We start from the raw sequence: 12,008 nt of genomic DNA, 5'->3' as shown, positions 1-12,008 counted from the left end.
CCGCGTCCGCGGGCAGCTCGACGGTCGTCTCGGGGATCCACCGGATGCCGTCCACCCGGGCGATCTCCAGGGCCGGTGGGCCGTCGACCTGTGCCAGCACCCGGTCGCCCACGGCGACAAGTGAGGACACGGATCCCGGCGCCGGGACGACCTCGCCACCCTCGGGGTCGGCGGCCGACGGCGCGGGGGCCGGGCTGGCGTTCCCCTGCTCGATCCCGGTGTAGTCCTCCAGTTGGCCGGTGGTCGACGCGCAACCGGCGAGCCCGACGACGAGGGAGATGACGGCGGCGGTGACCGCGGTGCGGCGGTGGGCACGAAGGGGCACGGTGTTCCTTTCGACGTGCCCACAGTGTCCCTCACGCGGGTCCTCAGTCTCCGTCCAGGTCCGGGCGACTACCCTCACGGCGGTGCGGGGACCACCCGCTCCCGTGCCCACGGTCCCCGACAGAAAGCAGCGCCCGTGAACCCGACGGTCCTGGCCGCCCCCGCCGCGGACGGCATGTCCTGGCTCCAGGTGGTCGTGCTCTCCGTGATCCAGGGGATCACGGAGTTCCTGCCGGTCTCGTCCTCCGGGCACCTTCGGATCTTCTCCACCTGGATGTTCGGGTCGGACGCGGGCGCCTCGTTCACGGCGGTCGTCCAGCTCGGCACGGAGGCGGCCGTTCTGGTGTTCTTCTTCAAGGACATCGTGCGGATCGTCGTCGCCTGGTTCCGGGGCGTGTTCGACGCCGGACACCGCGACGACCCGGACTACCGCCTCGGGTGGTACGTCATCATCGGGTCGATCCCCATCGCGGTGATCGGGTTCCTCGGCAAGGACCTCATCCGGGACGCGGCCCGGAATCTGTGGATCACGGCGATCGTCCTCATCGCGTTCTCGTTCGTGTTCCTGATCGCGGAGAAGGTCGGAAGGCAGGACCGCCCGGTCGACGGCCAGTCGCTCGAGGGTCTGAGGTTCAAGGACGCCGTGGTCATGGGCCTGGCCCAGTGCCTGGCCCTCATCCCCGGCGTCAGCCGGTCGGGCGGCACCATCTCCGCGGGCCTGTTCCTCAACATGTCCCGCGAAGCCGCCGCACGGTTCTCCTTCCTGCTGGCCATCCCGGCGGTGTTGGCCTCGGGACTGTTCAGCCTCCCCGACGCCTTCGAGCCGTCCGTGGGGCAGTCCGCCACCGGGATCCAGCTGGTCGTGGGATCGGTGATCGCGTTCGTGCTGGGATACATCGCCATCGCCTGGCTCCTACGCTTCGTCCAGAAGCACTCCCTGGCCTGGTTCGCCGGCTACCGCATCATCCTCGGTCTGGTCGTGATCGTCCTGCTGTCCACCGGCACGATCCCCGCGACCTGACCGCACCACGGATACGGCGCGGCCTCGGTAACCTGCCGTCATGACCGTCATCCTCCTGCGCCACGGCCGCTCCACCGCCAACACCGCCCTCACACTGGCCGGCCGTACCTCCGGGGTCGCGCTCGACGAGACGGGCCGCACGCAGGCGCAGGACCTCTGTCGACGCCTGGCGGGGCTGCCCGTCGAAGCGGTCGTCCGGTCGCCGCTCATGCGCTGCCGGGAGACGGTCGAGCCGTTGGCCGCCGCGTTCGGGGTGGAGCCGGTCGTGGACGAGGGCCTGGTCGAGGTCGACTACGGGTCGTGGACCGGACGGGCCCTGAGCGAGCTCGCGTCGGAACACATGTGGTCGGTGGTGCAGCAGCATCCTTCCTCGGCCGTCTTCCCGGAGGGCGAATCCCTCGCGGAGATGGCCACCCGCGCGGTCTCTGCCGTCCGGGCACATGACCGACGCCTGGCGGAGGACGCGGGCCGCGACGTCCTCTGGGTGGCGTGCAGCCACGGGGACGTGATCAAGTCGGTGATCGCCGACGCGTACGGAATGCACCTCGACCACTTCCAGCGCATAGTGGTCGAACCGGGATCGGTGTCGGTGGTGCGCTACACACCTCACCGGCCGTTCGTCCTCCGGGTCAACGACACCGGCGGGGACCTGGCGAGTCTCCGGGGGGAACCCGCCGGACACGTGGGCCGGGCCACCGCGGGCGACGCCAGCTCGGACGCGGTGCCGGGCGGGAACGTACCCTTGTGAACCGCACCTCCGCCCAGGACCGCCCGGCACCACCCGGCAGTACACTTCACAGCACAGCACCGAGGAGACGACCGGCATGAGCAGGGAAGTCCACGAGTTCCGCGACCCGGCGAGGTTCGTGGTGGGCACGATCGGCCAGCCCGGCGAGCGCGTGTTCTTCGTGCAGGCCACGGGTGGAGGCCGGACCGTCTCCGTCCGGTGCGAGAAGCAGCAGGCCCAGATCCTCTCCGAGCGGATGGGCGACCTCCTCGACGAGATCGCCGCGAAGTCCGATGTCCCCGTCCCCCCGGCCGCGGGCGTCGTGGACGATCTCGCGCCACTGGAGATGCCCGTCGACGCGGAGTTCCAGGTGGGGACGATGGGCCTGGGCTGGGACGGGGAGAAGAGCCAGATCGTCGTGGAGTTGCTCGCGGCGGACCCCGCCGCCACCGACGAGTCGGTCGTCCTCTCGGATGCCGAGGACGCCCCCGACGCGCTCCGCGTGTTCCTGACCCCGCAACGGGCACGGCAGTTCGTCCTGCGCAGCGAGAAGGTGGTCTCCGCCGGCCGTGCCCCGTGCCCGCTGTGCGGGGAGCCGATCGACACGACGGGACACTTGTGCATCCGCCTCAACGGGTACCTCCCTCGTTCCGGTGAGGCGCTCGCCGACCTCGTCGATCCGTGACCGCCCGCCCGCCGGGCCCCGAACTCACCGTTCTGCACCGGATCCCCTCGGGCAGCAACGCGGTGTACCGCTGCGTGGACACACTGGGTGAACACTGGGTCTACAAGCCCTCGGCGGGAGAGCGCCCCCTCACGGATTTCCCCGACGGCAGCCTGGCGGCCCGGGAGATCGCGGCGTACACGGTGTCCGTCGCGCTGGGGTGGGACCTGGTGCCGGAGACGGTGGGGGCGCACGGCCCGGGCGGCCCGGGGATGGCGCAACGGTGGGTCGACGAGATCGACCGGACCGAGACTCCCGGCCACGACCCGGTCGACGTGCATTCCGTCGACGCCCTGCCTCCCGGCCGCGTGGCGGTGCTGCGTGGCCAGGGTTCGGGAGGACAGGAGGTGGTGGTGGCGCACGCTCTCGACGACCGACTCCGCCGCATCGCGCTGTTCGATCTCGTCGTCAACAACGCCGACCGCAAAGGCGGTCACGTCCTGGTCGACACCTCCGGTCAGATCTGGGCGATCGACCACGGCCTGTCCTTCCACACCGAGGACAAACTGCGCACCGTCCTGTGGGGGTGGGCGGGCCAGCCCCTGCCACCGGAGGATCTCGAGGCCCTCGAGACGGTGCGCGACGGCCTGGCCGGGGACGGCCCCCTGGCGGGCGCTCTGAGAGACCTGCTCGCACCCGGCGAGGTCCGCGCGCTGGAGGAGCGGGTCGCCGCGCTGGTGGAGGGGGAGGTGTTCCCCGCGCCGGGGCCGGGGTACCCGTTACCCTGGCCGCTCTTCTGATATCCCGCGGTATCTAGACTCGGCCGCATGCACTCGTGGCCCCCGCCCGTCGTCCCCGCCGTACCCGGCGACGGCGCCCCGCTGAAACTGTTCGACACCGCGAGTGGCGGGATCCGCGAGGTGTCCGCCGGGCCCGTCGCGGGGATGTACGTCTGTGGCATCACCCCCTACGACACCACCCACCTCGGTCACGCCGCGACGTACCTGACCTTCGACCTGGTGTACCGGCTCCTCCTGGACGCCGGGCACGAGGTGCACTATGTCCAGAACACCACGGACGTCGACGACCCGCTGTTCGAGCGCGCCGAGCGCGACGGCGTGGACTGGAGGGAACTCGGCGATCGCGAGACCGACCTCTTCCGCGCCGACATGCAGGCACTCCGTGTGCTCCCCCCACGCGACTACGTGGCCGCCACGGAGACCGTGGGCGAGGTCGTGGAGATGGTCGCCGAACTCGTCGACGGCGGCCACGCCTACACGATCGACCCGGGGGTCGACGGCTACCCCGACGTCTACTACCGCCACCGGTCCACCCCGGCGTTCGGGTACGAGTCGGGGTATGACGCGGCGCAGATGGCCGACGCCTTCGCCGAGCGCGGCGGGGACCCCGACCGTCCCGGGAAGGAGCACCCGCTGGACGCGCTGCTGTGGCGGGTGGCACGGCCCGGGGAGCCGTCCTGGCCCTCACCCTGGGGAGCGGGCAGGCCGGGCTGGCACATCGAGTGTTCTGCCATCGCACGCAACAGGCTGGGAATGGAGTTCGACATCCAGGGCGGGGGAAGCGATCTCGCGTTCCCACACCACGAGTTCTCCGCAGCCCACGCGGAGGCCGCGACCGGCCGCTCACCGTTCGCGCGCTTCTACGTGCACGCGGCGATGATCGGCCTCGACGGGGTCAAGATGAGCAAGTCGCTGGGCAATCTCGTGCGGGTCAGGACTCTGCGCGACCAGGGGGTGGACCCGGCGGTGATCCGGCTCGCACTGGCCGCCGGGCACTACCGGACGGACCGGTCATGGTCGGAGGAGCTGCTCGCGGAGGCCCGCTCCCGGTGGGAGAGGTGGTTCCGTGCGATCGCTCGGGAAGCGGGCGCCGACTCGGCCGCGACCATCGCCACGGTGCGCGACCGGCTCGCCGACGACCTCGACACCCCTGGCGCCCTGGCCGCGGTCGACGACTGGGCGGAGGCGACCCTGGCCGGCGACGAGTCGGACCCGTCCGCCGGATCCTCCGTCGCGATCGCCCTCGACGCCCTGCTCGGCCTCGCCCCCGCCACCTGACGGCCGTCCCGGGGCCGCTCCAGCCGAACATCACACCTGGCCGGTGTCGGGCTCGTCCCGGTCTCCTCTCAGGAAGCGCTCGAACTCGGCGGCGATCGAGTCGCCGTCGACCAGCGGCATCGTCTCACCGTCGGCGACCCGCCCACGGTCGGGCTCGGGATCCACCCCCGCGCCGACCCCGTTCTCCTCGTCCATCCGGTCCTCGAGGGACTGGATGTAGTCGCGCAGGTCCTCGTCCTCGCCGGCCGCGGCGTCGACCTTCGCCACCCACGTGCGGGACTGCACCCGCAACGCATCCATCGGGACGGCCACCCCGAGAGTGCCCGCAAGCCAGGACAGGACGGCCTCGGTGCCGCGCGGGTTGGGTGGGGCGGCCACGTAGTGCGGGACACCCGCCCACAGGCTCACCGTCGGGACACCGGCCTCGGTGAGGAGCTGCTGGAGGACACCGGTCATCCCGGTGGGTCCCTCGTAGTCGGACGCCCGCACTCCCATGTCGGCGATCCGTTGGCGGTTGAACGCCGTCCCGGTGAGGGGAACCGGGCGGGTGTGGGGGACATCGGCCAGGTAGGCACCCAGCAACACCACCTCGGTGACCGCCAGCGTGTCGACGAGGTCCACGAACTCGGAGGCGAACCGGCGCCACTTCAGGCCGGGTTCGGGACCGCGGACCAGCAGGACGTCGTGGTCGACCCCGTCCGGTCGGCACACGGACACCAGGATCTGCGGCCACTCGACCGACCTCGACACCCCCTGTGAGTGCCGGACCGTCGGTCTCTGGTCGAGGTAGTCGAAGAACTCGTCGCCACCGATCTCAGCGATCTGCCGCGCCTCCCACGTCAGGGCGAGGTGCTCGACCGTGCCGGTGGCCACGTCGGCGGCGTCGTTCCAGCCCTCGAAGGCCACGATCATGACGGGGCTCTCGAGATCGAGAGGCCCGTCGGGGGTCCATTCGACAGTCATCCGTACAGCCTACGGACGGCGACTTCCGGGGCACCCATACACTGGGGCCATGTCTGCCGATTTCGATTCGCCCCTGTTGGACGCCGCCCGTCGGCGAGTGCTGATCAGCGACGGGGCGATGGGCACGATGCTGCAGGCCGTCGACCTCGACGTCGATGCGGACTTCCTCGGCCTGGAGGGGTGCAACGAGATCCTCAACGCCACCCGACCCGACGTCGTGGCGGACATCCACCGCGCGTTCTTCGAGGCCGGCGCGGATCTGGTCGAGACCAACACCTTCGGGTGCAACCTGTCCAACCTCGGGGACTACGACATCGTCGACCGCATCGGCGAGTTGGCCGAGAAGGGTGCGGCGATCGCCCGGAGCGTCGCCGACGAGATGGGTCCGTCCGAGGACGGGACCCCCCGGATGGTGCTGGGTTCCCTCGGGCCAGGGACCAAGTTGCCCTCGCTCGGGCAGAGCACGTTCGAGGAGATGCGGGAGGCCTACACCCGCGCGGCGGAGGGGCTGGCGCGGGGCGGGGCGGACGCGTTCCTGGTGGAGACCAGCCAGGACCTGCTCCAGGTCAAGGCAGCCGTGCTCGGGTGCCAGGACGGGATGGCGGCCGCGGGGCGCCGGTTGCCGATCATCACACACGTGACCATCGAGACCACCGGGACCATGCTCCTGGGCTCCGACATCGGAGCAGCTCTGACCGCTCTCGAACCGCTCGGGATCGACATGATCGGCCTCAACTGCGCCACCGGACCGGCCGAGATGATCGAGCACCTGCGCTACCTCACCCAGCACGCCGGTGTCCCCGTCTCGGTGATGCCCAACGCCGGCCTCCCCGAACTGGGTGAACACGGCGCCGTCTACCCACTCGGCGCCGAGGCGTTCGGCCCCCAGGTGGCCGACTTCGTCTCCGAGTTCGGGCTGTCGATGGTCGGTGGCTGCTGCGGCACCACCCCCGAGCACATCACGCGGCTGAGGGACGAGGTGAGGTCGCGGTCGAAGGCCGAACGGCGGGTCGAACCCGTCAACGCCGTCGCCTCCCTCTACACCTCGACCCCCCTGCGGGCCGACGCCGGCATCCTCATGATCGGCGAGCGCACCAACGCCAACGGGTCGAAGCGGTTCCGGGAGGCGATGCTCGCCGCCGACTGGGACACCTGCATGGACATCGCCAAGGAGCAGATGCGTGACGGGGCGCAGATGATCGACCTCTGCGTGGACTACGTGGGCAGGGACGGGTCGGGGGACATGGCCGAGCTGGCCGGGCGTCTGGCGACCTCGTCCACCCTGCCGATCATGCTCGACTCGACCGAGCCCGAGGTCATCCGGACCGGCCTGGAGCACCTGGGGGGACGGTGCACGGTCAACTCGGTCAACTACGAGGACGGGGCCGGCCCGGAGTCGCGCTTCCAGAAGATCATGGAACTGGTCTCGCGCCACGGCGCCGCGGTGGTCGGGCTGGCCATCGACGAGGAGGGCCAGGCACGCACCGCCGACCGCAAGGTCGCGATCGCGGAGCGGATCATCACCGATCTCACCGAGAACTGGGGGATCGCCGAGGACGACATCATCATCGACTGCCTCACCTTCCCCATCTCCACCGGTCAGGAGGAGGTCAGGCGGGACGGGATCGAGACCATCGAGGCGATCCGCAGACTCACCGAATCGCACCCCAGGATCCATACCACCCTGGGCCTGTCCAACATCTCGTTCGGCCTCAACCCCGCCGCGCGACAGGTTCTCAACTCCGTGTTCCTGCACGAGTGCATCCAGGTCGGTCTGGACAGTGCGATCGCGCACAGCTCCAAGATCCTGCCCATGAGCAAGATCGACGAGCGTCAACGTGAGGTCGCGCTGGACCTCGTCTACGACCGCCGCAAGGAGGGGTACGACCCCCTCCAGGTCTTCATGGAGCTGTTCGACGGTGTGTCGACGGCCAGCACCAAGGACGCCAGGGCGGCCGAACTCGCCGCGATGCCGCTCATGGATCGGCTGTCCGCGCGGATCGTCGACGGGGAACGCAAGGGCCTCGAGGCCGACCTCGACGCGGCGATGGAGGAGATCCCCCCGCTCGAGATCATCAACACCCACCTGCTCAGCGGCATGAAGACGGTAGGCGAGCTGTTCGGCTCCGGCCAGATGCAACTGCCGTTCGTCCTGCAGTCGGCCGAGACCATGAAGACCGCGGTCGCGCATCTGGAACCCCACATGGAGGCCAGCGACGAGGACGGCAAGGGTCGTATCGTCCTGGCGACGGTCAAGGGCGATGTCCACGACATCGGCAAGAACCTGGTGGACATCATCCTGTCCAACAACGGGTACGACGTGGTGAACATCGGAATCAAGCAGCCGATCGCCGACATCATCTCGGCGGCCCGGGAGCACAAGGCCGACGTGATCGGCATGTCCGGTCTCCTGGTGAAGTCGACCGTGGTGATGAAGGACAACCTCGCGGAACTCAACTCGGAGGGCATCGCCGGCGACTACCCCGTTCTCCTGGGTGGTGCGGCCCTCACGCGTGCCTACGTCGAGGTGGACCTCGCCGGGATGTACGAGGGTGAGGTGTTCTACGCCCGGGACGCCTTCGAGGGACTGCGCCTCATGGACGAGGTCATGACGGCCAAGCGGACCGGCGTCCCCATGGCGGAGTCCTCGGACGCGTCGGCCAAGGCCGCGGAACGGCGCGAGCGGAGGGCCCGAAGCGAGCGGATCGCCGCCAAGAGGGCCGCCGAGGCCGAGCCCGTCGTGGTCCCGGAGCGTTCGGACGTCGCGGCGGACCAGCCCATCGCCACCCCGCCCTTCTGGGGGACGCGCATCGCCAAGGGGATCCCGGTGGCCGACTATGTCGGGCACCTCGACGAGCGCGCCCTGTTCTTCGGGCAGTGGGGACTCCGCGGCACCCGCAGCGGGGACGGCCCCGACTATGACGAGTTGGTCGCCACCGAGGGACGACCACGCATGCGGTCATGGATCGACCGGCTCACCACCGAGCGGATCCTGGCCCACTCCGCCGTGGTGTACGGGTACTTCCCGGCCTACTCGGAGGGCCAGGACATCTGTGTCCTGGCCGAGCCGCGCCCGGACGCCGAGGTGTTGCACCGGATCTCCTTCCCCCGCCAACAGCGGGGCCGGTTCCTGAGCATCCCGGACTTCCTCGCCTCCAGGGAGCGCTGTGAGGCCGAGGGGACCGTCGACGTGCTGCCCTTCCAGCTCGTCACCATGGGGACGCCGATCGCGGACTTCGCCAATGAGCTGTTCGCTGCGGACAACTACCGCGACTACCTCGAGGTCCACGGTTTGTCGGTCCAGCTCACCGAGGCGCTGGCCGAGTTCTGGCACCGGCGGGTGCGCGACGAACTCCGCCTGCCCGAGGGCGCCGTCTCCGACGAGGACCCCGACACCATCCACGACTACTTCGACCTCAAGTACCGGGGAGCCCGCTACAGCTTCGGCTATGGCGCCTGCCCCGACCTGGAGTCGCGCCGGGTCGTGGTGGACCTGCTCGAGCCGGAGCGCATCGGTGTCGAACTCTCGGAGGAGTTGCAGCTCCACCCCGAACAGTCGACGGACGCGTTCGTGCTCTACCACCCGGAGGCGAAGTACTTCAACGTGTGACCCGGGCGCCCAGGGTAGCCTCTCCTGGCTGGTGGGGGCTTCCCTGCCGGGTGATGATGAGTGGATGGACTGGGGGCGGGGCGGGGCGCTGCGGACGTTCGTTGGCTCTCGACAGGGCGTCCTCGCCCTGACCACCGTCCTGGCGATCGTGATCCATCTTCTCTCGCGTGCGCTCACCGACCCCGACGTCTCCGACATCACGGAGTGGGTGATCCGCGCGCCGCTGGTCGCCGTGGTGGTGGTCGGCGGGATCCCCCTCATCATCGGGGTCGTCCGCTCGGCGGTGAAGAGTGCCGGGGGAGCGGACATGCTCGCCGCGGTGTCGATCGTCACCGCGGTCCTGCTCTCCGAGTGGCTGGTGGCCGCGATCATCGTCCTCATGCTGTCCGGGGGAGAGGCGCTCGAGGCCGCGGCGTCCCGCAGGGCATCGGCGACTCTCGACGCCCTCGCCCGACGGAGCCCGACGATCGCGCACCGCCTCCGCGGGGACACGGCGACCGAGGGCATCGACGACCTCCCTGCCGATGACGTGCTGGTCGGTGACCTTCTGCTCGTCCTGCCCCACGAACTGTGCCCCGTCGACGGCGAGGTGGCGGAGGGCAGAGGCGCGATGGACGAGTCGTACCTCACCGGCGAGCCGTACGTCGTCCCCAAGACACCAGGGGCGCAGGTGCTCTCCGGCGCTATCAACGGCGAATCACCACTGACCGTCCGCGCCCACCGGGTGGCGGCGGATTCCCGTTATGCGCAGATCGTCGGCGTGCTGCGGGAGGCGGAGGAGAACCGGCCCCCGATGCGTCGTCTCGCCGATCGCCTCGGCGCCTGGTACACGCTGATCGCGCTGGCGCTGGGCATCCTCGGCTGGGCGTTCTCCGGAGATCCGACCCGTTTCCTCGCGGTGGTCGTGGTTGCGACCCCGTGCCCGCTCCTCATCGGCGTCCCCGTCGCGATCATCGGTTCCATCTCGCTGGCCGCCAAGCGGGGCATCATCATCCGGAATCCGGCGATGCTCGAGAACGTCGGACGCGTCGAGACGATGATGTTCGACAAGACCGGCACGCTGACCTATGGGCGTCCGGTCCTCACGGAGATCGTCGCGAGGCCCGGGATGGATCCCGACGAGGTGCTCGCCGCGGCGGCGGCGATCGAGGCGTACTCCCGCCACCCGCTCGCCAGAGCCGTCATCGACGCGGCAGCCGAACGGAACCTCGGGACCCAGGCCACCACCTCCGTCGCGGAGAGGCCCGGCGCCGGACTGGTCGGCGAGGTGGGTGGACGCGTGGTCCGCCTGACCAACCGTCGCGGGCTCGCCGAGGTCGATCCGGGCGCGTCCAGCCTGCTCCCGGGATCCGAGACGGGGATGGAGGCGGTCGTCCTCGTCGACGACCGGTACGCCGCGGTCCTCCGATTCCGTGACGAACCGCGGGCAACCGCGGCTGACTTCATCGCGCATCTCCCGCGCGCACACGGAGTCACACGGATGATGATCATCTCCGGTGACCGTGAGGCCGAGGTCCGCCGGTTGGCGGACCGGGTGGGTATCACCGAGGTCTACGGCGGGGTCACTCCCGAGGGGAAACTCGCGATCGTCCGCGAGCGCACGTCGGCGGGTCCCACCCTGTACCTCGGCGACGGGATCAACGACGCGCCCGCTATGACGGCCGCCTCGGCCGGGGTCGCCTTCGGTTCCACGTCCGACGTGACCGCCGAGGCCGCCGACGCCGTGGTGCTGGACTCCTCTCTGGAGCGACTCGACGACCTCCTCCATATAGGGGCGCGTATGCGTCGGATCGCTCTGCAGTCGGCGTTGGGTGGGATGGCCGCCTCCGTGATCGGGATGCTTCTCGCGGTCTTCGGCCTCCTCAGCCCTCTCGCCGGGGCGATCGCACAGGAGGTCATCGACGTCCTCGCGATCCTCAACTCGGCACGCGTCGTGATCGCACCGCACAAGCTCAGCGACTTCGACGTACGGCCGACCGAACCACTGGAGGCACGGACCGCCCGGCGACGGTGACGCGACTAACATCCTGCCCGCCCGCACCGATAACCCGGTAAGGCCGTGTGCCCCGGGGACCGCCCGAGAGCCGTAGTCGTCGAGGAGACTGTCATGAGTATCATCCGTCGGTCAGTTGCGCTCACCTGTGCGGCGACCCTGCTCGCCGGGGGAGGGGCGGCGATCGGATCCCCTGTGGCGTCAGCGCAGGTATGGCGCGAGTCGCCCGCCTGGGATGTCCGTATGCCGTACCCGCTGGGCGGTGAGCACACCATTCGCTTCGGCGCCTTCACCACCTGCAGGCTGGGCGGCGACGAGCGTTTCCACCAGGCGCTGAGCGCGAACGCCAGGGACCTCGACCAGCCCGTCGGCTCGTTCGACTTCTCGGCCACCCTGCTGCCGTTCAACTCGGCGACGGTGGAGTGGCACAACATCGATACCGATACCAGGGGGGTGCACACCGTCCAGTCGACCGGACCCGAAGTCGGCATCGGCGGTGTGTTCACCGGCCACGGGCGGTTGGCGGTCACCATCACCACCAGCAAGTCCGCCTTACCGACCTTCGCCCCCGGGTCGGTCGTACCGTTCGCCTCCGCCACCCATACCGAGCGCTTCCTCGTCCCGGCAG

9 protein-coding genes and 1 pseudogene are annotated in these 12,008 nt (G+C 70.0%); 8 read left to right on the top strand and 2 right to left on the bottom strand.

Annotated elements, in window-relative coordinates:
• Positions 1 to 325, bottom strand: a pseudogene (locus G6026_RS08185) (hypothetical protein); the annotation flags it as partial.
• A 174-nt stretch (positions 326 to 499) separates the two neighbouring features.
• On the opposite strand from G6026_RS08185, the gene G6026_RS08180 reads away from it, so the two are divergent.
• The 5 genes from G6026_RS08180 to mshC all read left to right on the top strand — a co-directional run bounded on the left by G6026_RS08180 (position 500) and on the right by mshC (position 4,814).
• Entirely contained in the window at positions 500 to 1,345 is an 846-nt protein-coding gene (locus tag G6026_RS08180; RefSeq protein WP_228549168.1) for an undecaprenyl-diphosphate phosphatase, read from the top strand.
• 40 nt (positions 1,346 to 1,385) lie between these two features.
• Positions 1,386 to 2,093, top strand: coding sequence for a histidine phosphatase family protein (locus G6026_RS08175; protein ID WP_107756460.1), 708 nt, complete (start codon positions 1,386 to 1,388; stop codon positions 2,091 to 2,093).
• Positions 2,094 to 2,169: 76 nt separating this feature from the next.
• A complete protein-coding gene (locus G6026_RS08170; RefSeq protein WP_107756459.1) occupies positions 2,170 to 2,757 on the top strand; it encodes a DUF3090 domain-containing protein in 588 nt (195 codons plus the stop codon).
• Positions 2,754 to 3,536: an SCO1664 family protein gene (locus tag G6026_RS08165; protein ID WP_107756458.1), complete on the top strand. Its 783-nt coding sequence runs from the start codon at positions 2,754 to 2,756 to the stop codon at positions 3,534 to 3,536. Before G6026_RS08170 ends, G6026_RS08165 begins: the two co-directional genes overlap by 4 nt.
• A gap of 27 nt (positions 3,537 to 3,563) precedes the next feature.
• Complete coding sequence (gene mshC, locus G6026_RS08160; protein WP_182612877.1) at positions 3,564 to 4,814, top strand: cysteine--1-D-myo-inosityl 2-amino-2-deoxy-alpha-D-glucopyranoside ligase; 1,251 nt, start codon at positions 3,564 to 3,566, stop codon at positions 4,812 to 4,814.
• A 30-nt stretch (positions 4,815 to 4,844) separates the two neighbouring features.
• Here mshC and G6026_RS08155 read toward each other — a convergent pair whose 3' ends face one another.
• Positions 4,845 to 5,777 carry a PAC2 family protein gene (locus G6026_RS08155; RefSeq protein WP_107756456.1) on the bottom strand — a complete coding sequence of 311 codons (933 nt, stop codon included), beginning with the start codon at positions 5,775 to 5,777 and terminating at the stop codon, positions 4,845 to 4,847.
• Positions 5,778 to 5,826: 49 nt separating this feature from the next.
• On the opposite strand from G6026_RS08155, the gene metH reads away from it, so the two are divergent.
• The 3 genes from metH to G6026_RS08140 form a co-directional block, all read left to right on the top strand.
• Complete coding sequence (gene metH, locus G6026_RS08150) at positions 5,827 to 9,387, top strand: methionine synthase (protein ID WP_182612876.1); 3,561 nt, start codon at positions 5,827 to 5,829, stop codon at positions 9,385 to 9,387.
• A 64-nt stretch (positions 9,388 to 9,451) separates the two neighbouring features.
• Complete coding sequence (locus G6026_RS08145) at positions 9,452 to 11,401, top strand: heavy metal translocating P-type ATPase (protein ID WP_107756455.1); 1,950 nt, start codon at positions 9,452 to 9,454, stop codon at positions 11,399 to 11,401.
• A gap of 93 nt (positions 11,402 to 11,494) precedes the next feature.
• A partial coding sequence (locus G6026_RS08140) for a hypothetical protein (protein WP_182612875.1) occupies positions 11,495 to 12,008 on the top strand: 514 nt, incomplete at its 3' end.

This window comes from Dietzia sp. DQ11-38-2 (assembly GCF_014145055.1).
Classification (GTDB): domain Bacteria; phylum Actinomycetota; class Actinomycetes; order Mycobacteriales; family Mycobacteriaceae; genus Dietzia.
Note: the sequence above shows the minus strand (reverse complement) of the source record. Positions and strands in the feature narration are given on the sequence as shown.

What these genes read in the sequence shown, in the direction of transcription:
- G6026_RS08180 (WP_228549168.1), top strand. Translation starts at nt 500, where the DNA reads ATGTCCTGGCTCCAGGTGGTCGTGCTCTCCGTGATCCAGGGGATCACG.
- G6026_RS08175 (WP_107756460.1), top strand. Translation starts at nt 1,386, where the DNA reads ATGACCGTCATCCTCCTGCGCCACGGCCGCTCCACCGCCAACACCGCC.
- G6026_RS08145 (WP_107756455.1), top strand. Translation starts at nt 9,452, where the DNA reads ATGGACTGGGGGCGGGGCGGGGCGCTGCGGACGTTCGTTGGCTCTCGA.
- G6026_RS08170 (WP_107756459.1), top strand. Translation starts at nt 2,170, where the DNA reads ATGAGCAGGGAAGTCCACGAGTTCCGCGACCCGGCGAGGTTCGTGGTG.
- G6026_RS08155 (WP_107756456.1), bottom strand. Translation starts at nt 5,777, where the DNA reads ATGACTGTCGAATGGACCCCCGACGGGCCTCTCGATCTCGAGAGCCCC.
- metH (WP_182612876.1), top strand. Translation starts at nt 5,827, where the DNA reads ATGTCTGCCGATTTCGATTCGCCCCTGTTGGACGCCGCCCGTCGGCGA.
- mshC (WP_182612877.1), top strand. Translation starts at nt 3,564, where the DNA reads ATGCACTCGTGGCCCCCGCCCGTCGTCCCCGCCGTACCCGGCGACGGC.